The 26651-nt window shown below is 56.8% G+C and carries 24 protein-coding genes; 13 read left to right on the top strand and 11 right to left on the bottom strand.

The window, feature by feature from the left end; genetic code table 11:
* Nucleotides 1-66: 66 nt before the first annotated feature.
* Nucleotides 67-3486 (bottom strand): indolepyruvate ferredoxin oxidoreductase family protein, encoded by a 3420-nt coding sequence (locus tag ACR0J7_RS01090; RefSeq protein WP_480564912.1) that lies wholly within the window; start codon nt 3484-3486, stop codon nt 67-69.
* 169 nt (nt 3487-3655) lie between these two features.
* Here ACR0J7_RS01090 and ACR0J7_RS01085 point away from each other — a divergent pair, with 169 nt between their 5' ends.
* The 6 genes from ACR0J7_RS01085 (at nt 3656) to grxD (ending at nt 10667) form a co-directional block, all read left to right on the top strand.
* The gene (locus ACR0J7_RS01085) at nt 3656-4564 is read left to right on the top strand and encodes a LysR family transcriptional regulator (protein WP_480481095.1); all 909 of its coding nucleotides are present in this window, start codon (nt 3656-3658) and stop codon (nt 4562-4564) included.
* A gap of 269 nt (nt 4565-4833) precedes the next feature.
* Nucleotides 4834-7080 (top strand): mechanosensitive ion channel family protein, encoded by a 2247-nt coding sequence (locus ACR0J7_RS01080; RefSeq protein ID WP_480545611.1) that lies wholly within the window; start codon nt 4834-4836, stop codon nt 7078-7080.
* A gap of 180 nt (nt 7081-7260) precedes the next feature.
* A complete protein-coding gene (purL, locus tag ACR0J7_RS01075) occupies nt 7261-9420 on the top strand; it encodes a phosphoribosylformylglycinamidine synthase subunit PurL (RefSeq protein ID WP_480913041.1) in 2160 nt (719 codons plus the stop codon).
* A 135-nt stretch (nt 9421-9555) separates the two neighbouring features.
* Nucleotides 9556-9792 (top strand): BolA/IbaG family iron-sulfur metabolism protein, encoded by a 237-nt coding sequence (locus tag ACR0J7_RS01070; RefSeq protein ID WP_267363417.1) that lies wholly within the window; start codon nt 9556-9558, stop codon nt 9790-9792.
* 235 nt (nt 9793-10027) lie between these two features.
* Nucleotides 10028-10318 carry a hypothetical protein gene (locus ACR0J7_RS01065; RefSeq protein ID WP_480913039.1) on the top strand — a complete coding sequence of 97 codons (291 nt, stop codon included), beginning with the start codon at nt 10028-10030 and terminating at the stop codon, nt 10316-10318.
* Nucleotides 10305-10667, top strand: a complete 363-nt coding sequence (gene grxD / locus ACR0J7_RS01060) for a Grx4 family monothiol glutaredoxin (protein WP_480913037.1) — start codon at nt 10305-10307, stop codon at nt 10665-10667. Before ACR0J7_RS01065 ends, grxD begins: the two co-directional genes overlap by 14 nt.
* Before the next feature lie 6 nt (nt 10668-10673).
* Here the strand turns inward: grxD and ACR0J7_RS01055 are convergent, their stop codons facing one another.
* Genes ACR0J7_RS01055 through ACR0J7_RS01045 form a run of 3 tightly spaced genes read right to left on the bottom strand, consistent with a single transcriptional unit; the run spans nt 10674 to nt 12156 of the window.
* Entirely contained in the window at nt 10674-11021 is a 348-nt protein-coding gene (locus ACR0J7_RS01055; RefSeq protein WP_480913035.1) for an MliC family protein, read from the bottom strand.
* Nucleotides 11018-11413, bottom strand: coding sequence for a cell division protein ZapA (locus ACR0J7_RS01050; RefSeq protein ID WP_480913034.1), 396 nt, complete (start codon nt 11411-11413; stop codon nt 11018-11020). Before ACR0J7_RS01050 ends, ACR0J7_RS01055 begins: the two co-directional genes overlap by 4 nt.
* Nucleotides 11413-12156: a hypothetical protein gene (locus tag ACR0J7_RS01045; RefSeq protein ID WP_480481109.1), complete on the bottom strand. Its 744-nt coding sequence runs from the start codon at nt 12154-12156 to the stop codon at nt 11413-11415. The genes ACR0J7_RS01050 and ACR0J7_RS01045 overlap by 1 nt, the downstream gene beginning before the upstream one ends.
* 236 nt (nt 12157-12392) lie before the next feature.
* Here ACR0J7_RS01045 and tkt point away from each other — a divergent pair, with 236 nt between their 5' ends.
* Nucleotides 12393-14417 carry a transketolase gene (gene tkt, locus ACR0J7_RS01040; RefSeq protein WP_480913032.1) on the top strand — a complete coding sequence of 675 codons (2025 nt, stop codon included), beginning with the start codon at nt 12393-12395 and terminating at the stop codon, nt 14415-14417.
* 45 nt (nt 14418-14462) lie between these two features.
* On the opposite strand, the gene ACR0J7_RS01035 is transcribed toward tkt, so the two are convergent.
* On the bottom strand, nt 14463-14885 hold the full coding sequence (locus tag ACR0J7_RS01035) for a hypothetical protein (RefSeq protein WP_480481111.1): 423 nt from the start codon (nt 14883-14885) through the stop codon (nt 14463-14465).
* A complete protein-coding gene (locus ACR0J7_RS01030; RefSeq protein WP_480481112.1) occupies nt 14872-15831 on the bottom strand; it encodes a DUF808 domain-containing protein in 960 nt (319 codons plus the stop codon). Before ACR0J7_RS01030 ends, ACR0J7_RS01035 begins: the two co-directional genes overlap by 14 nt.
* Nucleotides 15832-16012: 181 nt before the next feature.
* On the opposite strand from ACR0J7_RS01030, the gene gap (ACR0J7_RS01025) reads away from it, so the two are divergent.
* Nucleotides 16013-17014 carry a type I glyceraldehyde-3-phosphate dehydrogenase gene (gap, locus tag ACR0J7_RS01025; RefSeq protein ID WP_480913030.1) on the top strand — a complete coding sequence of 334 codons (1002 nt, stop codon included), beginning with the start codon at nt 16013-16015 and terminating at the stop codon, nt 17012-17014.
* Nucleotides 17015-17310: 296 nt separating this feature from the next.
* Nucleotides 17311-18315: a type I glyceraldehyde-3-phosphate dehydrogenase gene (gene gap / locus ACR0J7_RS01020; RefSeq protein WP_480913028.1), complete on the top strand. Its 1005-nt coding sequence runs from the start codon at nt 17311-17313 to the stop codon at nt 18313-18315.
* Here the strand turns inward: gap (ACR0J7_RS01020) and coaD are convergent.
* From coaD to ACR0J7_RS01005, 3 genes are all read right to left on the bottom strand, one after another.
* Nucleotides 18307-18798, bottom strand: coding sequence for a pantetheine-phosphate adenylyltransferase (gene coaD / locus ACR0J7_RS01015; RefSeq protein WP_209596116.1), 492 nt, complete (start codon nt 18796-18798; stop codon nt 18307-18309). The two genes, gap (ACR0J7_RS01020) and coaD, sit on opposite strands and share 9 nt — an antisense overlap.
* A gap of 85 nt (nt 18799-18883) precedes the next feature.
* Nucleotides 18884-19321 carry a CBS domain-containing protein gene (locus ACR0J7_RS01010; RefSeq protein WP_267363439.1) on the bottom strand — a complete coding sequence of 146 codons (438 nt, stop codon included), beginning with the start codon at nt 19319-19321 and terminating at the stop codon, nt 18884-18886.
* Between the two features lie 60 nt (nt 19322-19381).
* Nucleotides 19382-20263 (bottom strand): LysR family transcriptional regulator, encoded by an 882-nt coding sequence (locus ACR0J7_RS01005; protein WP_480913375.1) that lies wholly within the window; start codon nt 20261-20263, stop codon nt 19382-19384.
* 125 nt (nt 20264-20388) lie between these two features.
* Here ACR0J7_RS01005 and ACR0J7_RS01000 point away from each other — a divergent pair, with 125 nt between their 5' ends.
* Nucleotides 20389-21888, top strand: a complete 1500-nt coding sequence (locus ACR0J7_RS01000; protein ID WP_209596112.1) for a CoA-acylating methylmalonate-semialdehyde dehydrogenase — start codon at nt 20389-20391, stop codon at nt 21886-21888.
* Between the two features lie 239 nt (nt 21889-22127).
* Nucleotides 22128-22673: a L,D-transpeptidase gene (locus tag ACR0J7_RS00995; protein ID WP_480565273.1), complete on the top strand. Its 546-nt coding sequence runs from the start codon at nt 22128-22130 to the stop codon at nt 22671-22673.
* A gap of 68 nt (nt 22674-22741) precedes the next feature.
* Here ACR0J7_RS00995 and ACR0J7_RS00990 read toward each other — a convergent pair whose 3' ends face one another.
* Nucleotides 22742-23218, bottom strand: a complete 477-nt coding sequence (locus ACR0J7_RS00990) for a fasciclin domain-containing protein (protein ID WP_209504046.1) — start codon at nt 23216-23218, stop codon at nt 22742-22744.
* Between the two features lie 71 nt (nt 23219-23289).
* Nucleotides 23290-24141 (bottom strand): class I SAM-dependent methyltransferase, encoded by an 852-nt coding sequence (locus ACR0J7_RS00985; RefSeq protein WP_480913026.1) that lies wholly within the window; start codon nt 24139-24141, stop codon nt 23290-23292.
* 137 nt (nt 24142-24278) lie between these two features.
* Between ACR0J7_RS00985 and ACR0J7_RS00980 the strand changes: the two genes are divergently transcribed.
* Complete coding sequence (locus ACR0J7_RS00980; protein WP_480485758.1) at nt 24279-25394, top strand: carboxylate-amine ligase; 1116 nt, start codon at nt 24279-24281, stop codon at nt 25392-25394.
* Between the two features lie 110 nt (nt 25395-25504).
* Nucleotides 25505-26647: an acyl-CoA dehydrogenase family protein gene (locus tag ACR0J7_RS00975; protein ID WP_209596109.1), complete on the top strand. Its 1143-nt coding sequence runs from the start codon at nt 25505-25507 to the stop codon at nt 26645-26647.
* Nucleotides 26648-26651 lie beyond the last annotated feature (4 nt).

Below are 26651 nucleotides of genomic sequence, written 5' to 3'. Positions count from 1 at the left end.
CTTGCTGCCTGCAAAATAAGTGCAAGTAACAATTTTGCCTAGCTATCGTGACACGCTTGTGACGTTTTATTCCGCCGCGGCCTGCAACCCTGCCCCTCCGCCGCGAATGACGGCCAGCAATTCCTCGCGCCGCTTGGCTGCTTTGGCCTCGTTCGCGCGCAATACGGGGCCAAACCCACGGATATCCAGCGGCAAACGGGCCAGGGCGGCAATCGCATCGCGTGTGGTCTGCGACACACGCGGCAGAACCTCGCGCATGTCCTTTTCATATTGACGGATCAACGCACGCTCCATCCTGCGTTCCGACGAATAGCCAAAGATGTCCAATGGCGTACCGCGCAGCACCTTCAACCGGGTCAAAAGCTTCAGTGGGCCAAGGATGGCTTCGCCAAACGCACGTTTGCGGGGTCTGTCGTTGCTGCCCGATCCCCCCAAAAAGGGTGGAGCCAGATGGAACGTCATCTTGAAATCGCCATCGAACTCGGCAGCCGCTTTGTCACGGCTTGACAGAAGAAGGCGCGCGACTTCGTATTCATCCTTGTAGGACAACAGCTTGTGATAGCCCTTTGCCACCGCTTCGCGGATATCCGCATCCTCAACACTGTCGACCAGCTTGCGATACCGCTTGGCCAGCCGCGCACTTTGGTAGTCGGTCAGGTGGCTTGCGCGGGATTCGATCTTCTGATCCAGCGATTTGGGCATCTCGGTTACGGTCGGGGACAGAATGGACTGTACCTCTGCCGGATGCAGAACCGCCCAACGCCCGATATCAAACGCACGTTTGTTCCGTTCAATCGTAGTTCCGTTCAATTCGATGGCATCAAAGATCGCCTGATGGCTGACGGGCAACAACCCGCGCTGCCACGCTGCGCCAAAAATCATCATGTTGGAATAGATCGAGTCGCCCATCACGGCGCGTGCCAACTCGGTCGCGTCAAACAGCGAGACATCTTCTTTCAGTCGTGCTTGAAGAGCCAGTTCCAATTGATCGGCGGGAATGCGGAACTCGGTATTGCGCGTAAAGTCGCCTGTAACCGTCTCATGGCTGTTCACAACGGCGCCTGTACGGCCAGTGCGGGTCAGGCCCAATGTTTTGGCTCCGGCGGATACCACCAGATCACCGCCGATCAGCGCATGGGCTTCGCCGGTTGCGACACGGATGGCGCTGATGTCTTCGGGTGCGTTGGCCAGACGGCAATGGATGTGGACCGCGCCGCCCTTCTGCGCCAAGCCCGCCATTTCCATCATGCCCGCGCCTTTGCCGTCAATCTGGGCAGCTTGCGCAAGGATCGCACCCAGCGTGACAACACCGGTTCCCCCGACACCCGTGATCACCACGTTATGCGTACCGCTGATTTTGGGCAGCACCGGCATCGGTAGATCGGGCAAGTCGATTTCGGTTGTTGCCTCTTTGCGGATCTTCGCCCCCTCAAGCGTAACGAAGGACGGGCAAAAGCCGTTCAGGCAGGAATAATCCTTGTTGCAGCTTGACTGATCGATGGCCCGCTTGCGCCCGAGTTCTGTTTCCTTGGGAACGATCGACACGCAGTTCGATTGCACCCCGCAATCGCCGCAGCCCTCGCAAACATCGGTATTGATAAACACACGCTTGTCCGGGTCCGGGAACGTGCCGCGTTTGCGGCGGCGGCGCTTCTCGGCCGCACAGGTCTGAACGTAGACAATGACCGAAACACCCTCGATCTCGCGGAACTTCTCCTGCACCTGCATCAGTTCCGCACGCTCGAATGTCTGAACACTCGACGGCAGAGCCTTGAAGTTCACGTCTTCCTTTTCGTCATAGACCAGAGCAACCTCACGGACACCCATGGCTTTGACTTCGGCAACGATCCGTTCTGCGGTCAGATCGCCTTCATTCTCCTGCCCGCCCGTCATGGCGACGGCATCGTTGAACAGGATCTTAAAGGTGATGTTCGTGCCTGCAGACAACGCCGCGCGGATCGCCTGAACGCCCGAGTGGTTATAGGTGCCATCGCCAAGGTTCTGGAACACGTGTTTGGTGGTCGAAAACGGGGCCTCACCGACCCAGTTCGCGCCTTCACCACCCATCTGGGTAAAGCCCGTGGTGTTCCGGTCCATCCACTGCACCATGTAATGACAACCGATCCCTGCATAGGCACGGCTGCCATCCGGGACTTTGGTCGAACTGTTATGCGGGCAGCCCGAGCAGAAGTACGGAAGCCGCGTTGCAATTTCCTGCGCATTGTCGGCCCGGCGCGCCTCGGACAAAGAGGCCAGCCCGGCCCGAATACCATCGGTTTCACGCCCTTCTTCGATCAGGATCTCACCCAGCTTTTCAGCAATCATGATCGGGTCCAGCGCGCCACGGGTCGGGAACAGTTCATCGCGGTGCAACGTACCGGCGCCGCCCTTGTACCACCCATAAACCCGGCGACCGCGGCGGTCGTCAAAGATAGCTTCTTTGACCTGAACCTCGATCAGCTTGCGCTTTTCCTCGACGATCACGATCAGGTCCAGCCCTTCGGCCCAGTCGTGGAACCCGACCATGTCCAGCGGGAAAGTCTGCCCCACCTTGTAGGTCGTGATCCCCAGCCGTTCGGCTTCGGATTCATCGATGTTCAACAGCGACAGCGCATGGGTCAGGTCCAGCCAGTTCTTGCCCGCGGCAACAAACCCGATCTTTGCACCCGGTTTGCCCCAAATCCGCTTGTCCAGCTTGTTGGCATGCGAAAACGTCTCGGCTGCAAACCTTTTGTAATCGATGACGCGCGTTTCTTGCAGGTGCGGCGTGTCCCCAAGGCGAATATTCAAACCGCCCTCCGGCATATCGAAATCAGGTACGGTAACCTGCATTCGGTCGGGGCGACCATCCACAACCGAAGTAACCTCGATTGTGTCCTTCATGGTTTTTAGCCCAACCCAAACCCCGGCAAAACGGCTAAGCGCAAAGCCGTATATTCCGTAGTCGAGGATTTCCTGCACGCCCGCCGGGCTGACGACCGGCATATACATATCTACCAGTGACCATTCGGACTGATGCAACACGGTCGAGCTTTCGCCGGTATGGTCATCACCCATCGCCATAAGCACACCGCCATGCTTGGCGGTTCCGGCCATATTCGCGTGGCGCATGACGTCACCGGATCGGTCTACACCCGGTCCCTTGCCGTACCAAAGCCCGAAAACCCCATCGAACTTGCCGTCGCCGCGCAAGCCGGCCTGTTGGCTGCCCCACAGCGCCGTTGCCGCCAGATCTTCGTTCAATCCGAACTGAAACGTAACATCGCTTTCGGACAACTGCCTTTGCGCCCGCATCATCTGCTGATCAACAGCGCCAAGTGGCGAGCCACGATATCCAGTCACCAGCCCCGCCGTGTTCAGTCCCGCCTGCCGGTCTCTGGCCTTTTGCATCAGCATCAACCGGACAAGCGCCTGTGTTCCGTTCAGAAGAACGGGGCTTTTCTCAAGATCGAACCGGTCGTTTAACGTAATCTGTGGCTGACTCATCAGACGTCTCCCCTCGCCAGATCAGTGTGCATGTACTCAGCGCATTTTAGGTCATAATTTCTGACCTGTATAGGTTTTATGCACTGAACTGTAACGATTTCGGCCTTTGATTGTAGAACTTGTTACCTGTTTCATATAGGCGTTCGAAAAGATAACGAAAGTTGCGGCGATGGATTGGGACAAGCTTAGAATATTTCACGCGGTGGCCGATGCGGGCAGCCTCACACATGCCGGGGACAAGCTCAATTTGTCTCAATCCGCCGTGAGCAGACAGATCCGTGCGCTGGAAGAGTCGTTGGATGCCACCCTTTTTCACCGTCACGCCCGGGGGCTGATTCTCACCGAACAGGGTGAATTGTTGTTCGACGCCACATCCGCCATGTCAAAACGGCTGGACGCAGCTGCCGCACGCATTCGCGACAGTGAAGAAGAGGTCTTTGGCGTTCTTCGGGTCACGACGACCTTTGGGTTCGGCACACTGTGGCTCGCCCCTCGCCTGCCCAAGCTTTATGAACAATATCCTGATCTGAACATCGACCTGATGCTGGAAGAACGAGTTCTGGACCTTCCCATGCGAGAAGCGGATGTCGCCATTCGCATGAAGGAACCCAGCCAGGCAGATCTTGTGCGAAAACGCCTGATGACGGTTCAGATGGCGCTTTACGCGACGCACAACTACATCGAAGCCCATGGTGGAATGCTGAAATCTCTGGAGGATATCCAAAATCACCGGCTGATCTGTCAAACACCCGCGGCACCCCAGGTGGGCGCCAGCGCGGCCATGGTTCGCCACCTTATGACCTACAATCCCGCATCCCTGTTGACGGTAAACAACTACTTCGGCGTCCTTCAGGGAGTGTTGCACAATCTCGGCATTGGGGTTCTGCCAGATTACGTCACACAGGATTTCCCGCATCTTGTGCCAGTTCTGTCGGATGTCGAAACCGCTGACGTGCCGGTCTATCTGGCTTATCCCGAAGAACTCCGACACTCCAAACGTGTCGGGGCGTTCCGCGACTTTGTGCAGGACGAGATCATCGCACAGCGCAAACAACTGAAAAAGATGGGAAAACTTTAGCTATGCATAAATGGCATAGCGGGCATGAGGACATTTCAGGGTTAAATTCCTTGAACGTTTACAATCTGACCCCTAAATGAGCACTCGAAGGCGGTGATGCTGAAACGCTCATCATCTTCATACCTCCCTGTTGGACTACGGCCGAGCTTATTGCTCGGCCTTTTTTTTGCTCTAGGCGTTGCATCAAGTCAGCGAAAGCTCTGGGAAAAATACACGCATAGGCATATGATCCCAAAAAAACGAGATAATTTCGTGTTCGAGGGAGAATCATGTTCCACCCATTCCGCCTTATGTTGGCGATTGTCTGCACTCTATTTTTGGCGGTTCCGCTTTATGCGCAAGATACCGGCTCAACTTCTTCAGTGACCATTCCGGACGATCTAACACCTGAGCAGGTCGATGGTCTGGTTGCCCGCATGTCAGATGACCAGGTGCGCGCCATTCTGTTAGAGCGCCTTGATGCGGTCGCCGAAAAGCAGGCTGCCGAGAAGGCGAACGTGGAAGACCCGCTGACCGAAATCAGTGAGATATGGGCCGAGATGGTCTCGTCCTGGACACATGTTCTGACCACGCTTCCCAATATTGTCACGGCACAGATAACTGCGTTTGGCAATTTCAGCGACACGTTTGGAACGTCCGGCGTCCTTACCCTGTTTGGGCTTATTCTTTCTGTGTTGATTGCGGGTTTCATAGCCGAGAAACTGTTCATTTTCCTGACCCGTCGCTGGCATGAAGCGACCGAAGTTGGGGATGAGGCCGATCTCAGGGGCGCCATCAGTTACCTGTTCCGAAGGTTCTGCCGCGAAATTGCCGGGCTGATCGTGTTCTATGTTGTCATTCGCGCGATTGGTCGCGGGCTTCTGACACCCGAACAGATCACTTATGCCGCTCCGTTTGTGTTCTATCTGATTTGGATTCCACGCCTGGGGGCTGCGGCCTCACGTTTTGTTCTGGCACCGGAGAAGCCCAAATATCGGTTGGTGAGTATTGACGACCATTGGGCAAAATATCTGCATCGCAATCTGATCGGGCTGTTGATCCTGATTGGGTTCACACTGTTTGTTGTGCGCTTTAATGCTCTTAATGGCGTGACAGGTGACGATACACGCATCGGCTTCTGGCTGAACGCGGCAACCCATGTTTATATCGCTATCATCGCATGGACCGCGCGCGAAGGGTTGTCTCAGATGATGCTGGGAACAGATCCGGATCACACGAAATTCGATGAAGAAGTTGCGCATTATTATCCCTACTTCGCCATTGGCGTTTCGGTGACAATCTGGCTGCTGGTCGAATTCCTGGTCGCGCAACGCGATCCGTCGACGCTCAGATTGCTTGGAGGTGGTGCGCATTTCACAACCATGTTCTGGTTGCTGATTGCCCCTGCCCTCGACACTTTGATCCGCGGGCTGGTGCGCCACTTGCAGCCGCCAATGTCAGGAGAAGGCCCGCTGGCCGAACGCGCTCATCGCGCGGCCAAGCGCAGCTATATCCGGATTGGGCGGGTTATTGCGGGTTTGGTCGTGGTTTTCATGATCGCCCGCACGTGGCATCTTGACCTGCGCAATGTCGCCTCGGCCGGTGTCAGTGCCGAAGTTGGCGGCGCTGTCATTGAATTCCTTCTGATCATTGCGGTCGGCTACATCCTGAACGAGGTTGTTTCACTATGGATCAACCGCAGGCTGGCCAAGGAACAGACCGCAGCTGAAGCAGTCGACGAGGAAGCAAGCGGTGAAGGCGGCGGTGCCGGGGGCTCTCGTCTGGCGACGGTTCTGCCGCTGATGCGGATTACGGCCCAAGTCACAATTTCGGTAATCTTTGGCCTGCTGGCCTTGGGTGCGCTGGGTATCAACATCACACCGCTTCTGGCCGGTGCCGGTGTTCTGGGTCTGGCCATCGGCTTTGGTGCTCAGAAACTGGTGGCGGATATCGTCGGTGGTGTTTTCTTTCTGGTCGATGATGCCTTCCGCGTCGGCGAATATGTTGATGTGGGCGGAACCACCGGGACGGTCGAAAAAATCTCGATCCGCTCGATGCAACTGCGCCATCACAGGGGGCCTGTGCACACAATCCCTTATGGTGAAATCCAGAAGCTGACGAATTACAGCCGTGACTGGGTGATCATGAAGCTGAAATTCACCGTGCCCTTTGATACCGATCCCAACAAGGTCAAGAAAATCTTCAAAAAGATCGGGGCCGAGATGATGGAGGACGAAACCCACAAAGAAGGCTTTCTGCAACCGTTCAAATCGCAGGGCGTGTTCGACTTCGACGATGTGGGCATGATCATTCGCGGTAAATTCATGGCCAAACCGGGCAAGCAGTTCACCTTGCGCAAGGAAATCTTCAACAAGGTCAAGGCCGAGTTCAAGGCCAACGGCATCGACTTTGCCCGCCGCGAGGTGCGCGTTGCAATTCCCGGGCTGGAAGAGGTCGAGCATCTGACGCCCGAACAGAAGACTGCTGTTGGCGCCGCAGCTGCTGCCGAGGTCAACAAAGACCAGGGATCGGCGTAACCTTCGGGGTTTACGTCGGCGATTTGCAGCAGGACTGCTGTACGGTTATTCGGAACCGGCTGTGATGCCGGTTCCGTTTTTCTTTGAAAGACGCGACCTGCGCCGACTTGACCCTTTCCACACGCGCGTGCTTGCCCTACAAGGCGCGCAATCTCGGCCCACTTGGACACAGGACAGAAGATGCAAGAGCCCGCCATCACACCCGATCTGATTGCCGCACATGGGCTCAAGCCCGAGGAATATGACATGATCCTCGAGATCATCGGGCGTGAACCGACCTTTACCGAGCTTGGCATTTTCTCGGCTATGTGGAACGAACATTGTTCTTACAAGTCGTCGAAGAAGTGGTTGCGCACTCTTCCGACCTCAGGGCCTCAGGTCATTTGCGGACCGGGCGAGAATGCCGGTGTTGTGGATATCGGCGACGGTCAGGCCGTTGTTTTCAAGATGGAAAGTCACAATCACCCGTCTTACATCGAGCCCTATCAAGGCGCGGCAACGGGTGTCGGCGGCATCCTTCGGGACGTGTTCACCATGGGTGCCCGCCCGATCGCTTCGATGAACGCGCTGTCCTTCGGTGAACCCGGCCACCACAAAACCCGCCAGCTGGTCAACGGCGTGGTCGAAGGCATTGGCGGCTATGGCAACTGTTTCGGTGTGCCTTGCGTTGGGGGCGAGGTCCGCTTTCACCCGGCTTACAACGGCAACTGCCTTGTGAACGCCTTTGCCGCCGGTTTGGCCGACAGCGACAAGATTTTCTACTCTGCCGCGTCGGGCGTGGGAATGCCTGTGGTTTATCTGGGTGCCAAGACCGGACGCGACGGTGTTGGCGGCGCGACGATGGCCTCGGCCGAGTTTGACGACACCATCGAGGAAAAACGCCCTACTGTTCAGGTGGGTGATCCCTTCACCGAGAAACGCCTGATGGAAGCAACGCTTGAGCTGATGCAGACCGGTGCCGTGATCTCGATTCAAGACATGGGTGCTGCGGGCCTGACCTGTTCCGCGGTTGAGATGGGCGACAAGGGCGGTCTGGGCGTACGTCTGGATCTGGAAAACGTCCCCCAGCGCGAAGAGAACATGACAGCTTATGAAATGATGCTGTCCGAATCTCAGGAACGCATGCTGATGGTTCTCAAACCCGAACTTGAGGCCGAGGCCCGCGCCGTGTTCGAAAAATGGGATCTCGATTTCGCAATCGTTGGCGAAACCATTGCCGAAGACCGCTTCCTGATCATGCACAACGGTGAGGTCAAGGCCGATCTCGTCCTGTCCAAACTGTCTTCGACCGCGCCCGAATATGATCGCCCTTGGGTGCCGACGCCCGAAGCCGAAGAACTGGCTGAAGTGCCTCAGATCGACCCGATTGACGGCCTGCGCGCCCTGCTATCGTCGCCCAACTACGCGGGCAAGCAGTGGGTTTATGAGCAATACGACACGATGGTGATGGCGGATACAAACCGGACACCGGGCCTGGGTGCGGGTATGGTGCGCGTGCACGGCACCGACAAGGTGCTGGCGTTTACCTCTGACGTGACCCCGCGCTACGTCCGCGCCAACCCGGTTGAAGGCGGCAAACAGGCGGTGGCCGAAGCCTACCGTAACCTGACGGCTGTTGGGGCGAAACCGTTGGCTACCACCGACAACCTGAACTTCGGCAACCCGGAAAAGCCCGAAATCATGGGCCAGTTTGTTGGCGCTATTCAGGGCATCGGCGCCGCAGTCGGCGCGCTGGATATGCCGATCGTGTCCGGCAACGTGTCGCTGTATAATGAAACCGACGGTCAGGCGATCCTGCCCACCCCAACAATCGGCGCTGTCGGGCTGCTGAACCACAGCGATGAAATCATCGGCAACGAGGTGCGTGAGGGTCACGTGGCTTTGGTGATCGGTGAAACCAAAGGCCATCTGGGTCAGTCAGCCCTTCTGGCCGAAGTCTTCAACCGAGAAGATGGCGACGCGCCGCATGTGAATCTGGACGCTGAAAAACGCAACGGTGATTTCATTCGCGCCAATCGTGGAATGATCAAGGCCTGCACAGACCTGAGTGATGGCGGCCTTGCGCTGGCGGCCTTCGAACTTTCCGAGGCCGCCGGGGTTGGCGTGTGCCTGGATGATGCACCGACGGAATTTCTGTTCGGGGAAGATCAGGCACGGTATCTGGTCGCGTGCAACTTTGATCAGGCCGAGGCGTTGATGATCGCGGCGGGTCAGGCAGGTGTGCCGCTGGTCTCGGTTGGCCGTTTCACCGGCGAAACGATCAGGATCGGAAGCTCGGAGGCCTCGTTGGAAGACTTGACGGCCATTTTCCGCAACAGTTTTGCCGACGCCGTCGCCTGATCAGGCTGAATAAAACTTGCTCGAAACCTGCGCCCTGAATAAGCGCAGGTTTCGTCGTTTTGGCGCATTCATGTGCCCTTGCGCGCCCGGTTCAGGCGCTCTACATCTTTGGAAAGACCTTCAGGAGTTACCTACATGCCGATGAGCGCCCATCAAATCGAACACCTGCTGCGAGAAGCTTTTCCTGATGCGGATATTCAGGTCGGCGGCAACGACGGTGTTCATATGTCCGCCATGGTGGTGGACGAAAGCTTTCGCGGCAAAAACCGGGTGCAGCAACAACGCGCGGTTTATGCCGCGCTGAAAGGCAAGATGGATGGCCCAGATGGTGAGCTGCACGCGCTGGCGCTGACGACGAAAGTACCTGAGTGAGTGCAACCGTCTGGATATACGGCATTTGTGGACTGATTGCCTTTGCCGGCAGCGCCTTTATTGTCAGATCGGCAATAAAAAATACGCGCTCCGACAAAATTCGGGGCGTGAAACCTGGTCACGGAGACCAATTGATAGACCACGGAACCGTGTTGGGAGGCGGCGGTGGTCATGTAACCGTGTCTCGGGTCACCAGAGACCCACAGGCCTACGCCAAAGCGATGGTTCCCAAAAAATGAGTTCATGGCAGGTTTGGATATCAGCAATCGCAGCTTTGATAGTTGCCGCCGCGCTGATCGAAGCCTATGTGAAGCGGAACAGAAAACGCAACCTCGCCGACATGCGTCCAGATCCGGGTGAACTCAGCAAAGTGGGCGGCCTTGAGAGATACGGGCTTGATCCGGTGAAAATGGCGCAGGCCGAACACCGGCGGCTTGAAACCGAAGGATGGGCACCCAGTTTGCCCAGTGATGGAACAATCCCCGCAGATGCGGATGAAAAGGAAAAACAAGATGACCGACGTTAAGACCCAGATCGACCAAACCGTCAAAGCCAACGATGTGGTGCTGTATATGAAAGGCACCAAGGAAATGCCGCAATGCGGGTTCTCCTCGCGCGTGGCTGGTGTGTTGAACTACATGGGCGTTGAATACACGGATGTGAACGTTCTGACCGATGAAGAGGTGCGTCAGGGGATCAAGGATTATTCCGACTGGCCCACTGTGCCCCAGCTTTACGTCAAAGGTGAGTTTGTTGGCGGCTGCGATATCATCACCGAGATGACTCTGTCGGGTGAACTGGATTCGTTGTTCGATGAAAACAACGTCGGCTACAACAAGGAAGCAGCCGACAAAATTCGCGAAGCAAACGCGTAATCCAGCCTAACGGCTGGAACAACCCCGGTAGATCTCCTGCTCAACGGCGGCGCCTGCCGCCAAATAGCTTACGGACGCGTCCCACCCTTTCGAGCGCAGGATGTAGGTTCCACCATCACCAATGGATTCGTAGCGGATACCAGACCCGCTTTGGACTTGACGCATCACAACCAGAGAATTGTCTACCAAGGTTGCCGCTGCCCCTGTACTATCCGGCGCGTTGAAATAGGTAACAGGCAGCGGTGTTCCGTTTTCACAGGTGAAAGTGACAGACAGAATATCGATTTCGGCCAGTGCCGTTGTCGCGGGCGTAACCAGCGCCGCCGCACAGATGAATTTGCGCAGGAACCTCATCGTGTCTTTTTCTCCTCAACTACTGCGGCCAGCGCTTCGGCCCGTGCGGCCAGTTCGGCCAGCGTATCTGTAACAGATGGTGGAACCACAGCCACTTCAATGCGCTCAGGTTCGGGCGCGGGGGCGCTTCGCAGCGCCTGAAGCTCGGCTTCGGCTTCGGCCAGTTTCCCTTCGAGCGATTTGACCTTGTCCTCTGTCGCCGCAGTCTTGTCGGCCAGCATCAAACCGGCCATCAGCAACATGCGGGATTCCGGCATACGACCGATCTGATCGGACAGCACCTGCGCCTCGTCGTCCAACACTTTGGCGGCAGCGTGCAGAAAGGGCTCTTCCCCGTCCCGGCAGGATACGTCAAAACCGCGCCCGCCGATATGAATGGTCACTTCGGGCATTACTCTACCTCACCTTCAACAAGTTTCGCCTGCGACAGCAGAGGTTCCAACCTTGCAAGAACGGCCTGCGCTTCGGCGGCGTCTGACGCCTGCGCCGCGCGCGTTGCTTCCAGTTCCGCGACGGTGGCCCGGTTCAGCAGCTCGGCATCTGCGACACCTTCGGCAGCGGCGGCGCGCAATTCGTCTATCGCAGTGCGCAACTGCTCGTTTGCCTTGCGCATCCGTTGCAGATCGTCGTCCAGCCGCGACATTGCAGCGCCGTGGCTGGTCCGTTCAGCGCGCAGCATCTCAAGTTCGGCGCTCAGGTCGTCGACGCGGACAGTGTCTGACAGTTCTTCCTTTAGCCGGCTGTTTTCCGCCTTCAGCGCCTCCAGCTCGGTGCTATTGTCCAATGCGGCCTTGGCTTCGGCCAATTCAGCGCGTGCGGCTTCGACCGATGCGATTTTCGCACGGGCTTCTTCCAGCTCGGATCGCAGAGCGTCTGTTTCGGCTGTATCGGCCGGAGCGGTTCGCAACTCCTCAAGATCGGCACGCAACCCGTCCACTTCCTGTTCGTGCTGTTCCTTCAGGGTTCTCAGACGTTCCTGAAGCTGCGCGTTCGCAACTTTTTCATCTTCAAGCGCTGCCTGGAGGCCGTCATCTGGCCGGGCATCTACGGTCGCACCGCCCAATGCGTCGACGCCTGCTCCGATACGGTCCATCGCCGCAATAATGCGGTGCTGTAATTCCTCAAGTTGGCTCATGCCCCTGTCACCTCTTTATCAAGGTTCATTCTGTTGCGAAGCGATCCGAATCAAAATCGAATCCCGCCTGCCGCCAGTCTAACGGAATGCGACAGAAAATACCCACTGTTTGCTTTCAACCACTTGGGCCGCGCACTTCAAGCAATCCAGGCGGATAAACCCCGGTTCTGCTTGCACTTTGAGTGCTGAGTGGTATTGAGCCCGCAATCTGCTTTTTATCCAAAGGAACAACGCCCGTGGACCTGACTGCGCTGCGCAATGCCAACCCCGAACACTGGGACAAAGCTGCGGCCATCCGCACATTGACCCTTGATGCCGTCGCCGCTGCAAACTCCGGACATTCCGGTATGCCCATGGGCATGGCTGATGTCGCCACCGTCCTGTTCGAAAAGCATCTGAAGTTTGACGCCTCGGCCCCGAACTGGCCGGATCGCGACCGCTTCATCCTGTCCGCAGGCCATGGTTCGATGCTGGTCTATTCGTTGCTGTACCTTACGGGATATGCAGATGTGACGCTGGAGGAGATCAAGAATTTCCGCCAGTTGGGCGCAAAAACCGCAGGCCACCCCGAAAACTTTCTGGTCGCTGGTGTTGAGACCACGACCGGCCCGCTGGGTCAGGGTATCTCGAACGCCGTGGGCTTTGCGATGGCCGAAGAAATCCAGCGTGCACATTATAGCAAGAAGGTTGTTGACCACTATACCTATGTCATCGCGGGCGACGGTTGCCTTATGGAAGGCGTAAGCCAGGAGGCAATCACCCTGGCCGGCCGTCACGAGCTGAGCAAGCTGATCGTTTTCTGGGACAACAACAACATCACCATCGACGGCACCGTCGACATCGCGGACCGCACCGATCAGGTTCGTCGCTTTGCGGCGTCGGGCTGGCATGTGATCGAAATCGACGGTCATGACCCCAAGGCCATCGACGCGGCCATCGTTCAGGCAAAGAAGTCGAACAAGCCGACCATGATCGCGTGTAAAACCCACATCGCTTTGGGCCACGCGGCTCAGGACACGTCAAAGGGGCACGGTGCGCTGACCGATCCGGATCAGCTGAAGGCTGCCAAGAAGGCCTATGGCTGGGCGCATGACGCATTTGACGTGCCTGCCAATGTCAAATCCGCATGGGAAGCTATCGGTGCGCGTGGCGCTGCCGAGCGTGCGGAATGGGAAGCGCGTTTCGCACAACTGTCCGAGCGTAAGCAGGCTGAGTTCACCCGCGCCTATGCGTTCGAGACCCCCAAGCGACTGGCTGGCGCCATTCGTGCCTTCAAAAAGCAGATGTCCGAAGACCAGCCAAAACTGGCCACCCGTTCGTCGTCGGAGAAGGTCCTGAACGTTGTGAACCCGATCATGACCGAAACCGTTGGTGGTTCGGCGGACCTGACCGGATCGAACAACACCAAATCGGCCGATATGGGGGTATTCCTACCGGAAAACCGCAAGGGTCGCTACATCCATTACGGTATCCGTGAACACGGCATGGCGGCCGCGATGAACGGTATGGCGCTGCATGGTGGTATCCGTCCCTATGGCGGCACGTTCATGGCCTTCACAGATTATGCCCGCCCGTCCATGCGTCTGGCCGCGCTGATGAAGATCCCCAGCGTCTTTGTGATGACCCATGACTCGATCGGTCTGGGCGAAGATGGCCCGACCCACCAGCCGGTCGAACACCTGGCGATTTCGCGCGCAACACCCAACACTTTTGTGTTCCGCCCCGCTGACACCATTGAAACGGCCGAGGCATGGGAACTCGCGCTGACCTTCAAGGACAGCCCGTCGGTCCTTTCGCTGACCCGTCAGGGTGTTCCAACGGTACGTACCGAGCACAAGACCAAGAACCTGACCGCGCAGGGTGCTTACGTTCTGGCCGAAGCAGAAGGCAAGCGTCAGGCGATCCTGATTGCCACAGGTTCCGAAGTGTCGCTGGCCATGGAAGCCAAAGCGATGCTCGAAGCCGAAGGCATCGGCACCCGCGTCGTCTCGATGCCCTGCATGGAGCTGTTCGCCCAACAGGACGAAGCCTACCGCAAGCGCGTCCTTCCGGCAGGTCCGGTCCGCGTTGGCATCGAGGCTGCGGTTCGTGCTGGTGGTTGGGATCGTTGGTTGCTGGGTGAACGTGGCCGCGAAGCCAAAGCCGGGTTCATCGGCATGTCCAGCTTTGGTGCCTCGGCCCCTGCCGGTGAGCTGTACAAGCATTTCGGCATCACCGTCGAAGCAACCGTGGCCAAGGTCAAGGAATTGTTGGGGCTGTAAATCAGTCCCATCTGATCGAGCAAAGGGCGGCCTTGGCCGCCCTTTTCATTTGGGTTCAGCCTTAACCCGAAGTGCAAGTTCTTCATAGGCTTTCAGAGCGTAATCCAACCGCAACTCATACCGTCCTTGCACCACCACTTTCTCAGGTGCTTGCAGGCCGAGGCAAGACAACGCTTGGCGAAGATGTGTTCCAGACAGCGGGACATAATTAGCCGATTGACCCACTAAAGCGTTGTAAAAGCGTCCCCCGAACCAACGGCTACGCTCCTGCGCCCTGAAAGCGGAATCAACACGAAAATGCAAGAAACTGAGAAGCTCGGATTCATCGAATGGGACTTCGTCGGCCGCAACATTCAAAGCAGAAATAATTGTGGATCTGCCTTTTGATCCGCGCGTGCCCACTTTTCGAATAAGCGGGCCATCGATGGTCGTGCCCAGACGGTAACGGGTCAATTCAGTGTTTCGCATTCTTACTTAACAGTGGTGCTATGATCCGGGTCGCAACAGGGATCAAAACCAATCCCCAAGCCAAACCAAATACGCCATCCATCGTGGCCTTGGATACCCACTCAACCGCACCAACCCATTGATCAGACACAGAATGCCCAATTGCATAGGCCCAATCATGGATATGATGGCCCAACCATCCAAAGCCCAACACCTCCATCCCGTGGATCACAATTGACCCGCCGACCCACAGCATCGCCGCAGTTCCGACAACGGACAATGTTTTCATCACCCCGGGCATTGCCTTGACCAACCCTCGGCCCAGACCGCGACCGATAGGTGTTGGCGCGTTCTGCGCCAGATAAAGCCCAACATCATCCATCTTCACGATCAGAGCCACCGACCCATAGACGGCCACCGTCACGCCGATCCCTACAACGGCCAGCGTCGCGGCCTGCATCCATAGGTTCGGGGCTTCAATCGCCGCCAGTGCAATGGTCATAATCTCGGCAGACAGAATAAAATCGGTCTTGATCGCGCCCTTGACCTTCTGCTCTTCCAGATGGCCAGGGTCCCGGTTTTTCATATCCTCTTCAATGACATGGCTACCATGAGGAAACAGGACGTGAAAAATCTTCTCGGCGCCTTCAAAACACAAATATGATCCACCCAGCATCAACAGGGGGGTAATCAGCCACGGGGCGAAATTGGCCAGCAACAAGGCCACCGGCAACAGGAGTATGATTTTGTTGAAAACCGAACCGCGCGCGATACGCCAGATGATCGGCAATTCGCGCGCCGGGGCAAAGCCCTGAACGTATTTCGGTGTCACTGCGGCGTCGTCGATGATCACTCCCGCAGTCTTGGCCCCAGCCTTGCCCGCCGCAGCCACGACATCATCCACCGATGTCGCCGCAACCTTGGCGATCCCGGCCACATCGTCCAACAAGGCCAAAAGACCACTCATTGCGTTTCCTTTCCCTTTCGCTGCCGCATCTGGACCCTACCTGATCCAACGGCTAGCGCAAGCGTTAGCGCAACCGTCGCAGGTTTGCGCTAACACCTTAAAAATATGCCGTTTTTGCCCTTTTGAGATTCCCATTTCGCCGCTATATGGCCCTCAACGCAAGCGCATCAGGAGACGTCACATGACCATCAAGGTCGGTATCAATGGTTTTGGCCGTATTGGCCGCTGCACCCTGTCGCACATCGCCGCGTCGGGGCGTAACGACATCGAAGTGATCAAAGTCAATGCAACCGGCCCATTGGAAACCTCTGCGCATCTGCTGAAATATGACAGCGTTCACGGGCGTTTCCCGCGCGAAGTTTCGATCGAAGGCAACACAATGGATCTGGGCCGTGGCCCGATGCAGATGTTTTCGACCTACGATATGAATGAACTAGACTGGGAGGGCTGTGACGTCGTTCTGGAGTGCACCGGTAAATTCAATGACGGCAACAAGGCCAAAACACATCTGGATCGTGGTGCAGGTAAGGTGCTGCTGTCCGCCCCCGGTAAGAACGTGAACAAGACCATCGTTTTTGGTGTGAACCACAACACCCTGACCGCGAACGACAACATGGTGTCGAACGGCTCCTGCACCACAAACTGCCTGGCCCCGCTTGCCAAGGTGCTGGACGAAGGTGTCGGCATTGAACACGGTATCATGACCACCATTCACGCCTATACCGGAGACCAGCCCACGCTGGACCGTCGTCACACTGACCTCTATCGCGCCCGCGCTGCCGCGATGTCGATGATCCCGACCTCAACCGGTGCTGCCAAAGCTTTGGGTGAAGTTCTGCCAAACCTGAAAGGCCGTCTGGACGGGTCCGCCATCCGGGTCCCTACCCCGAACGTTTCTGCGGTTGACCTGACCTTCCGCGCGTCGCGTGACACTTCGGTGGCCGAGATCAACGCAATCGTCGAAGAAGCAGCCAAAGGGCCGATGCAGCGTGTTCTGGGATATGAGCCCGCACCGCTGGTATCAACCGATTTCAACCACACCGAAGAAAGCTCGATCTTCGCACCCGATCAGACCCGCGTCGTCGATGATCGCATGGTGCGCGTGCTGGCCTGGTATGACAACGAGTGGGGTTTCTCGGTTCGCATGGCAGACGTAGCCGTCGCCATGGGTCGCCTTAACTGACCTTTCGGACTTCGCTTGTACGTTGGTGCCCGCTCAGGTTATCTGGGCGGGCATTTTCGTTCGGAACCGACATGAACAATCAAATCGCTATCTGGCTTGGCGTCCTGTTGCTTGGGGGCATAATGCTGGACGTAGCCTTGTATGGAACCGAGCACATGTTGTTCCTCGGTAAGAAGCTGTACGACTTTCTGGACTGGCTCGCTTTTTGGCGATGAGAGAGGTTTTTCTTGACATTTCGCTTGATCTGTAATTGTTAGCGCTAACTCATAAAGCTGAGATATTGTACGGAGCGAACCATGACCCTGAAACTAGCGATCAACGGATTTGGACGGATCGGGCGCGGGGTTCTGCGCGCGGTGATGGAAAGCGGGCGTACAGACGTTGAGATCGTTGCGATCAACGACTTGGGCAAGCCCGACATGAACGCGCATCTGTTCGAATTTGACAGCGTTCATGGCCGTTATCCCACCCCTGTCACGCTTACAGACGCCGGTCTGGATGTGGGGCGCGGCCCGATCCGCCTGAGCAGTGAGCGTAATCCCGAAGACCTGCCCTGGTCTGATATCGACGTTGTTCTGGAATGCACCGGGGTTTTCCGCACACGAGAAGCGGCTGAACGTCACTTCAAGAACGGATCACGGAAAGTCCTGATCTCAGCCCCTGCACGGGGTGACGGCGGTGTGAAAACCATCGTCTTTGGTGTCAACGATAGCGAACTAACCGCCGACGATCTGATCGTTTCGAACGCATCCTGCACCACGAATTGCCTTTCTCCGGTTGCCGCAGCGCTGGACGCTGGTCTTGGCATCAAACATGGCAACATGACCACCGTTCACGCCTATACCGCCAGCCAGCCTGTGCATGACACGGTTGGAAAAGACCCCTACCTGTCGCGCGCCGCAGCCCTGTCGATGATCCCTACCACAACCGGTGCAGCCGCCGCTGTGGGGCTGGTACTACCGCAACTCAAGGGCAAATTGACGGGTCAGGCCATCCGGGTACCAACCCCGAATGTTTCAGTCGTTGATCTGGTTGCCGAGGTTTCGCGCCCAACGACCGAAGATGAGGTCAATCAACTGTTCATTGATGCCGCGGCAAAGATCCCCGGTGTTCTGGCCGCGGAAAGCCGTCCTCTGGTCTCGGTCGATTTCAACCACGACTCGCACAGCTCGACGGTGTCACTGGCAGAAACCAAAGTCACCGACGGTACGCTGGTTCGCGTGCTGGCCTGGTATGACAACGAATGGGGCTTTTCAAACCGGATGCTGGATACGGCCGCCGCGATGGGCGCCCTAGCCTAACCGCTCACGCAGTGCGGCATTGACACGGGGCGTGACAAACTTTGACACGTCCCCGTTCAAGCGGGCAATTTCTTTCACCAGTTTTGAAGCAATCGCCTGATGGCGTGCCTCGGCCATCAAAAAGACAGTCTCGATCGAGTCGTCCAGTGCGCGGTTCATACCAACCATCTGGAATTCATACTCGAAATCCGCGACAGCGCGCAAACCGCGCACGATGATCTGTGCACCGACATCCCTTGCGCAATCGATCAGTAGATTTTCGAAGGGATGAGCGATGATTTCTGTGCCGGTTTGTTCGGTCAGTTCGGCGCATTCGGCCTCGATCATCGCGACGCGCTCTTCCAGCGAGAACAACGGGCCTTTGTCCCGGTTGATAGCGACGCCAATGACCAGTTTATCCACCAATGCAGCCGCCCGGCGAATGATATCGATGTGCCCTATGGTGATAGGGTCAAAGGTTCCCGGATACAAACCAACCCGCATCACGCCCTCCTGCGCAATAAAATTTCTGCGCAAGCAAACACAACTTTGCTGCAGGTGCAAGTGGTTGCTTTGGCTCCCCTCGCTGTCAGTGCCCCATTATCATGCCTTCCAGGGCGTCTTTTTCCATCGCCAGTTCGGCCAGTTGGGCCTTTACCACGTCACCAAGAGTGACGATGCCGATCAGTTTACCGTCTTCGACAACAGGCATATGGCGAAAGCGGCCTTCTGTCATGCGGGCCATGATATCCTGAACAGAGGCCTGACGCGTCGTCGTGATCAGGTCCTGCGTCATGTAGGATTTTACAGGCTGGTCGAGACAGCCACTACCGCTGGCGGCAAGCTCGCGGACGATGTCGCGTTCAGACAGAATTCCAATCGCGGTTTCTCCGCCATCGTCGGACACAACAACCGTCCCGATCCGCTTTTCCGCAAGAATCTTCGAGGCTTCTGAAACTGTCGCCATTGGCGCCACCGTTACAACGCCGTCTGTCGCTTTGGACGTCAGGATAGCCTGTACCAACATGAAGAATTCCTCCGGAATAATAACACTTATTCCAAAGCGTTGCGCGATTGTGGCGACCTGTCAAGCACCGGCATCTGCTTCCAATCGAAGCACTTCCTCGCGAATGCCGCGTGTCAGGGCATCGGCAAAGCGGTTCAACCGTTCGTTGCGCTGATCTCCTTCATGCCGAACCAGATAGAAACTGCGCGTCAGACTCACTTGATCCGTCAGGATTTTCCGAAGCCCCGGATGGAACGGCAACGTAAAGTCATGCGCCACGCAAACGCCTGTTCCCAAACTGACCTGCCGCAATTGCACCGAGACCGAGTTCGATGCAAGCGCGACACGGTCAACCCCAATATCGTTCAGGTAATCCAGTTCGCGGTCAAAGATCATGTCGGGAATGTAACCGATCAACCGGTGCCCCTTGAGGTCGGCGACCGAGTGGATTGGATCGTGACGTTTCAGATATTCATCGGTCGCGACCATGTGCAGTTTGTAATCACTGACTTTCTTGACCAAAAGCTGCCCTGCGGTTGGCGCGCTGACGGTCACGGCCATATCGGCCTCGCGCCTTGAAAGGTTGATCACCCTCGGCAGAGCCAGAATCTGAATATCCAGTTCCGGGTTTGAATCGCTGATCCTGGCACAGACTTGGGGCAACAGGTAATTTGCGCTGCCATCTGGCGCGCCGATCCGGATTTGCCCGCTGAGTGATTTCGTGGATCCGGCCACAGCTCCGGCCGCTGCGCGCATCGCCTCTTCCGCATGCAACCCATGTTCCAACAGGCGCTGCCCTGCCGGTGTCAGGACATAGCCCTGCTGCGACTTGGTGAACAACGTGGAATCCAGCGTCGTCTCCAATCGCGCAACACGCCGCCCTACCGTAGCGGGATCGATTTTCAGGATACGACCTGCGGAAGAAAGACTTTCCTCGCGCGCCACGGCCAGAAAGATCCGCATATCATCCCAGTTTGGGGTCACACCGTTAACCTTTGCATTTTTGCAAAACTCTTTTGAGATATTGCCTCTGTTCGCGGGATTTCTGCAAGCCTATTGTGCGCACAAATCTATCGGAGGAGTTATTGATGCAAGATCTGACCCATTTCCTGAACGGCGAAATGGTCGCCGGTACATCCGGTCGTTTCGACAACGTCTACAACCCGGCAACGGGCGAAGTTCAATACAAGTGCCCGATGGCAAGTGCTGCGGAAACCACGGCGGCGATTGAGGCCGCAGCCGCTGCCCAGCCCGAATGGGGCGCAACCAACCCTCAGAAACGTGCACGTGTCATGATGGCGATGGTCGGCCTGATGAACCGCGACATGGACAAGCTGGCCGAAGCACTTAGCCGCGAGCACGGCAAGACCATCCCTGATGCCAAAGGCGACTTGCAGCGAGGTCTGGAGGTGATCGAATACTGCATCGGTGCACCACAGATGCTGAAGGGTGAGTTCACCGACAGCGCAGGCCCCGGCATCGACATGTATTCCATGCGCCAACCGCTGGGTGTCGTGGGTTCGATCATGCCCTTCAACTTCCCTGCGATGATGCCCCTGTGGCATGTCGGTCCTGCACTGGCCTGCGGAAACGCCGTTGTTCTGAAACCGTCCGAGCGTGACCCCTCGGTTCCGCTGATGCTGGCCGAGCTGTTCGTCGAAGCCGGTCTGCCCAAGGGTGTGTTCCAGGTCGTGAACGGCGACAAGGAAGCGGTAGACACCATTCTCGACAGCGAGATCATTCAGGGCGTCAGCTTTGTGGGGTCTACCCCGATCGCTCAGTATATCTACAGCCGTGCCACAGCAAACGGCAAACGCGCCCAGTGTTTTGGTGGTGCCAAGAACCACATGATCGTCATGCCCGACGCCGATCTGGATCAGGCCGCCGACGCGCTGGTTGGTGCCGGATTCGGTGCAGCTGGCGAACGCTGCATGGCAATCTCTGTCGCGGTTCCCGTTGGTGAAGAAACCGCGGACAAGCTGATCGAAAAGCTGATCCCGCGCGTCGAAAAGCTGAAAGTAGGCCCCTACACCGCTGGTGACGATGTCGACATGGGCCCTGTAGTAACCGCCGCCGCAAAAGAGCGTATCCTTGGCCTGATCAATTCGGGTGTCGAGCAAGGCGCTAAGCTGGTCGTCGATAACCGTGATTTCAGCCTGCAAGGTTATGAGGACGGTTTCTTTGTCGGCCCGCATCTGTTTGACCACGTCACTCCGGACATGGACATCTACAAACAGGAGATCTTTGGCCCGGTTCTGTCGACTGTCCGTGCAGGTTCCTACGAAGAGGCGATCGGCCTGGCGATGGACCACGAATACGGAAACGGCACAGCGATCTTTACCCGCGACGGTGACACAGCGCGCGACTTTGCCAGCCGGATCAATATCGGCATGGTGGGCATCAACGTTCCGATCCCCGTTCCGCTGGCTTATCACACCTTCGGAGGCTGGAAAAAATCCATGTTTGGTGATCTGAACCAGCATGGCCCGGACAGCTTCAAGTTCTACACCCGCACCAAAACAGTGACCGCACGCTGGCCGTCGGGCATCAAGGAAGGTGGCGAGTTCAACTTCAAAGCCATGGACTGATTTCAGCCTGCAAGATTATGGAACCCGGCCCCATTCAGGGCCGGGTTTTCGCATCTTTCCGCCGAACAGCATTCAAATTCCCCACGCTCACAAGAAATTCAGGTGCGTCTCTCTGGAAAATTGCGACCAATGGAAATATCTTGCCGCCAAATACACAGCGAGCAGTGAACTTACCGGAGGCAACCTTGGCCCAATCCCGAATAACCCGTCGTTCCGCCCTGCTGGGCGCTGCATCCCTGATGGCAACCCCTGCCCTTGTTCGGGCACAAAGCACGGACGCGTTTCCGGAAACAGAAGACGCGATCAGCACTCAGCTTCCGGTCCGACGCAATGTGTCGTCCTTCTCGCAGCAAAACTGGCAGGACCATTTTGATGAGCTGGGCGTAGGTTGCCTGTTGGCCGACATTACCAGCCGCGCGGTTCACTATTGGGCGCCGGATGGCACTTATAAGCTGTACCCCAGCTCTGTGCCCATGAGCGAAGAGCTTACAAAACGCGGCTACACAAAAGTTGTGCGCAAGACCGAGTTCCCAAGCTGGACACCAACCGCCTCGATGCGCGAGCGTGACCCCAGCCTGCCCATTCGGATCGATGGCGGTGATCCCGGAAACCCACTGGGCACCCGCGCGATGTATTTGGATTGGCCCGCTTACCTGGTTCATGGCACGCATGATACCCGCAAGATCGGCCGGCAGAGCTCGTCTGGCTGTATCGGCCTGTACAACCAACATGTCGAGGAACTGTATCCGCTGGTCCAGATTGGCACACAGGTTCGTTTGGTCTGATCTACCAGCTCAGAAAAGCAAAAGCCCCGGTCATACGCCGGGGCTTTTGACTCTTCAGGAACAGAGCATCATTCCGGCAGGATAACAGTGTCGACCACGTGGATCACACCATTGCTTGCTTCAATATCTGCCTGTATGACCTTGGCGTCATTCACTTTGACGCCGTTTTTGGCATTCACGCTCAGCCGATCACCCTGAACAGTCAGAACCTTCGCGCGCTTGCCAGCGATGTCGCCAGACATCACCTTGGCTGGTACAACATGGTACGTCAGGATCGACACGAGCTGATCTTTGTTCTCCGGCAACAACAACGTTTCCACCGTGCCTTCGGGCAATGCAGCAAACGCCTCGTCTGTTGGGGCAAAGACGGTGAATGGACCTTTTCCTTTCAGGGTATCTACCAAACCTGCAGCTTGAACTGCGGCAACCAACGTGTTGAATGATCCGGCCGCTACAGCGGTATCAACGATATCTGCTGCCTGCGCCTTGAGCGGCATGGCAAATGCAAATGCGGCGGCTGCGCCCATAAAAGTACGACGTAACATGGCTGTCTTCTCCTCTCCAGCTTGTTATGGAAAGAGGTACGGGGCTTTCGTCACGCCGGATCAGTCTGAGATCACTTTTCTTTTAGCTGCACCCAGATGCTTTGCGCGCGCCCTTCAGCCAAAAAGGGCAAATTGGCGACAGCATCGGGTCGATCTTGTTGCAGGTAATATCCCGGCCAAAGCATTGAATACGCTCCAGATTGCAGCAAAGCGTGCAGCATATACTGCTCACCCCAACCCGGGCAGTCATAGAAGAACCGCTTGGGGTATTCGTAGGGTAGAAAAACATCGTGCACATGGATCACCACTCCGGGCTTCAGTGTCGGAATGATGCGGCAGAACAAGTGTGCGACGTCGTTGCTCATCCGCACAACATGGCTGGAGTCGATAAACAGGACGTCGCCGGCTTCCAGCTCTGAAAACAGTACCGGGTCGGCCTCTTCCAGCCGTTTTTGCTCGAACCGATCAACAACTTGGGCGATGTCAGCGCGGGGATACGGATCAATTGCCGTAATGTTGGTGTCAAACCCGCCATCGATGACCGCCTGCCGGGTTACTCTGGTCGAGTTTCCGCATCCAACCTCAATCACCCGCCGGGGTTGAAAGCGTCGGATCATCAGATACAAGGCATCCGCGTCGGGGCTGTCGTAATAGCCGTTTCCAGCACGATAGCCGGTCTGATTGCGCTCAGGATCCTTCAGCGCGTCCAGCGCATGCTTATGCGCGGCGTATTCACTGACCAGTTGCGAAATATCAAACCCATCCATTCCCGGCGACAAAGCATAGACGGGGCGCGTCAGACCTCCGGCAGCCTCAAAAGCTTCCAGCCGCGCGCGCTCATCCTGTTCGGTGACCTTGTCGACCAGTTTCACACCCAGCTCATCCAGGGCGGCGTTGATCTGCGGGAATTTTCTGGGTTTCAAGTCGCTGGCTCCGTGGTCTTTGCTGCGTTATTCCATACCTTTGGTGGTCGTTCCTCTGCAAGGACAAGCCGGGCAAACCCTTGGCAAAAAGAAAATTTCCGTATTCACTGATCAAAATAACTACCGCGAGGGCCGCCATGCAGCAGGAATTCACGATCGGGATCGAAGAAGAATACCTTCTTGTAGACCGCGACAGCCTCCAATTGTCCGAAGCTCCCGAAGCGCTGATGGAAGCCTGTCAGAATGATTTCGAAGGACAGGTCAGCCCCGAATTCCTGCAATGTCAGATAGAAGTCGGCACCCGCCCGCATGCAACCGTTGCTTCGGCGCGCGAGGACCTGAAACGCCTGCGCTCCTGTGTATCGGAACGGGCTGCGGAATATAACCTGTCACCAATAGCCGTGTCGTGCCACCCTTTTGCGAACTGGAAGGATCAGCATCACACCCGAAAGGAACGCTATGATGCGCTGCAACACGCGCTTGGGGGCGTGGCCCGCCGGATGTTGATCTGCGGCATGCATGTTCATGTCGGGGTCGAAGACCGAGCCTTGCGTTCTGATCTGATGCCGCAATTGTCTTACTTCCTGCCGCATCTTCTGGCGTTGTCAACGTCCTCGCCTTTCTGGAACGGCGAGGATACGGGCCTGTCGTCGTACCGTCTGACCGTCTTTGACAATCTGCCACGTACCGGTCTGCCACCGGTCTTTGCAAGCTGGGGCGAATATGAGCGCACCACGGGTATTTTGATTGAACTTGGGGTCATCGAAGATACCACTAAGATCTGGTGGGACCTGCGCCCCTCGCATCGCTTTCCAACGCTTGAAACGCGGATTATGGATGTCCAGCCAAGGTTGGAACACACGCTTTCACTGGCCGCCCTTGTTCAGGCGTTGACCAGAATGTTGTGCCGCTTGAAAGATCGCAACTTGCGCTGGCGGCAATATGATCGCTTTCTGATAGGTGAAAACCGCTGGCGCGCGCAGCGATATGGTGTGGGCGAAGGATTGATCGATTTCGGCGATCGCTCGATCAAACCCATGTCCGACCTGATCGGTGATCTGATGGGATTGCTGGCCGAAGACGCCGAGGCACTGGGCACAATGTCGGAACTGGCCCGCCTGCGGCAGATCGCCGAAAACGGCACCTCGGCCACACGCCAGCGCCGCGTTCATGCCGAGGCTTCCGCGCGCGGGGAAGATCCTGGCAAGGCCGTCGTGCGCCACCTGATCGAAGAGTTCCACGCGGATCTTTAGACACTGGCGACAACAGTCCCCTGACCAGAGCCATTGTTGAGCCTGCAAAATTTCTGTAAGAATTCAGAAATAAACAACTGTTCAATTCATTGCCGATGGGAGGGAGCGCCATGGATTTCGCACTCAGCGAGGAACAAACAGCCATTTTCGACATGGCACATGCCTTTGGTCAGGAACATATCGCCCCTTTTGCCCGGCAATGGGAGGCTGATGGAACGATCCCCAAAACCTTATGGCCCCAAATCGGAGAGCTTGGCTTCGGCGCCCTTTACGTGTCCGAGGCCAGCGGTGGGTCAAACCTGACCCGTCTGGATGCAACTCTGGTTTTTGAGGCCCTATCGATGGCCTGCCCGTCGGTCGCGGCGTTCCTGTCGATCCATAATATGTGCGCCAAGATGCTCGACAACTTTGCAGACGATGACCTCAAGGCGCGCATCATGCCCGATGTTCTGAGCTTGAAAACTGTGTTGAGTTATTGCCTGACCGAGCCCGGTTCTGGATCGGATGCGGCAGCGCTGAAAACACGCGCCGAACGGACCAACGAAGGCTATACGCTGAACGGAACAAAGGCCTTCATTTCAGGCGGCGGATATTCCGACGCTTACGTCTGTATGGTGCGTACCGGCCAGGACGGGCCCAAAGGAATTTCGACCGTTTACGTTGAAGACGGCACGCCCGGCCTCAGCTTTGGCGCGCTCGAGCAGAAGATGGGCTGGAAAAGCCAACCCACCGCGCAAGTTCAGTTCGACGATTGCAAGATACCGGCCGGAAACCTTGTGGGCACGGAAGGTGACGGATTCAAATATGCGATGATGGGGTTGGATGGCGGACGGCTTAACATTTCTGCCTGCTCGCTTGGGGCCGCTCAGGCCGGGCTGGATATGACGCTGCAATACATGTCCGAACGCAAGGCTTTTGGCCAGTCCATCGACCAGTTTCAGGCCCTTCAATTCCGTCTAGCGGATATGGAGATCGAATTGCAGGCCGCGCGTACGTTCCTTCGGCAGGCAGCCTGGAAGCTGGATCAGGGCGCGCCGGATGCCACGAAGTTCTGCGCCATGGCCAAGAAGTTCGTTACCGAGACTGGATCGAAAGTTGTGGACCAGTGCCTGCAATTGCATGGCGGTTATGGCTATCTTGCGGATTACGGCATCGAAAAGCTTGTGCGTGATCTTCGTGTGCACCAGATATTGGAAGGCACGAACGAGATCATGCGTGTGATTGTATCACGCCAATTGCTTGCCAATCGCTGAGGCA

The organism is Ruegeria sp. O4 (genome assembly GCF_056535125.1).
Note: the sequence above shows the minus strand (reverse complement) of the source record. Positions and strands in the feature narration are given on the sequence as shown.

Excerpts from the sequence above, each read along its gene's own strand:
- ACR0J7_RS01090 (WP_480564912.1), bottom strand. The coding sequence starts at position 3,486 with ATGAGTCAGCCACAGATTACGTTAAACGACCGGTTCGATCTTGAGAAA.
- ACR0J7_RS01085 (WP_480481095.1), top strand. The coding sequence starts at position 3,656 with ATGGATTGGGACAAGCTTAGAATATTTCACGCGGTGGCCGATGCGGGC.
- ACR0J7_RS01080 (WP_480545611.1), top strand. The coding sequence starts at position 4,834 with ATGTTCCACCCATTCCGCCTTATGTTGGCGATTGTCTGCACTCTATTT.
- purL (WP_480913041.1), top strand. The coding sequence starts at position 7,261 with ATGCAAGAGCCCGCCATCACACCCGATCTGATTGCCGCACATGGGCTC.
- ACR0J7_RS01070 (WP_267363417.1), top strand. The coding sequence starts at position 9,556 with ATGCCGATGAGCGCCCATCAAATCGAACACCTGCTGCGAGAAGCTTTT.
- ACR0J7_RS01065 (WP_480913039.1), top strand. The coding sequence starts at position 10,028 with ATGAGTTCATGGCAGGTTTGGATATCAGCAATCGCAGCTTTGATAGTT.
- grxD (WP_480913037.1), top strand. The coding sequence starts at position 10,305 with ATGACCGACGTTAAGACCCAGATCGACCAAACCGTCAAAGCCAACGAT.
- ACR0J7_RS01055 (WP_480913035.1), bottom strand. The coding sequence starts at position 11,021 with ATGAGGTTCCTGCGCAAATTCATCTGTGCGGCGGCGCTGGTTACGCCC.
- ACR0J7_RS01050 (WP_480913034.1), bottom strand. The coding sequence starts at position 11,413 with ATGCCCGAAGTGACCATTCATATCGGCGGGCGCGGTTTTGACGTATCC.
- ACR0J7_RS01045 (WP_480481109.1), bottom strand. The coding sequence starts at position 12,156 with ATGAGCCAACTTGAGGAATTACAGCACCGCATTATTGCGGCGATGGAC.
- ACR0J7_RS01035 (WP_480481111.1), bottom strand. The coding sequence starts at position 14,885 with ATGCGAAACACTGAATTGACCCGTTACCGTCTGGGCACGACCATCGAT.
- ACR0J7_RS01030 (WP_480481112.1), bottom strand. The coding sequence starts at position 15,831 with ATGAGTGGTCTTTTGGCCTTGTTGGACGATGTGGCCGGGATCGCCAAG.
- gap (WP_480913030.1), top strand. The coding sequence starts at position 16,013 with ATGACCATCAAGGTCGGTATCAATGGTTTTGGCCGTATTGGCCGCTGC.
- gap (WP_480913028.1), top strand. The coding sequence starts at position 17,311 with ATGACCCTGAAACTAGCGATCAACGGATTTGGACGGATCGGGCGCGGG.
- coaD (WP_209596116.1), bottom strand. The coding sequence starts at position 18,798 with ATGCGGGTTGGTTTGTATCCGGGAACCTTTGACCCTATCACCATAGGG.
- ACR0J7_RS01010 (WP_267363439.1), bottom strand. The coding sequence starts at position 19,321 with ATGTTGGTACAGGCTATCCTGACGTCCAAAGCGACAGACGGCGTTGTA.
- ACR0J7_RS01005 (WP_480913375.1), bottom strand. The coding sequence starts at position 20,263 with ATGCGGATCTTTCTGGCCGTGGCGCGCGAGGAAAGTCTTTCTTCCGCA.
- ACR0J7_RS01000 (WP_209596112.1), top strand. The coding sequence starts at position 20,389 with ATGCAAGATCTGACCCATTTCCTGAACGGCGAAATGGTCGCCGGTACA.
- ACR0J7_RS00995 (WP_480565273.1), top strand. The coding sequence starts at position 22,128 with ATGGCAACCCCTGCCCTTGTTCGGGCACAAAGCACGGACGCGTTTCCG.
- ACR0J7_RS00990 (WP_209504046.1), bottom strand. The coding sequence starts at position 23,218 with ATGTTACGTCGTACTTTTATGGGCGCAGCCGCCGCATTTGCATTTGCC.
- ACR0J7_RS00980 (WP_480485758.1), top strand. The coding sequence starts at position 24,279 with ATGCAGCAGGAATTCACGATCGGGATCGAAGAAGAATACCTTCTTGTA.
- ACR0J7_RS00975 (WP_209596109.1), top strand. The coding sequence starts at position 25,505 with ATGGATTTCGCACTCAGCGAGGAACAAACAGCCATTTTCGACATGGCA.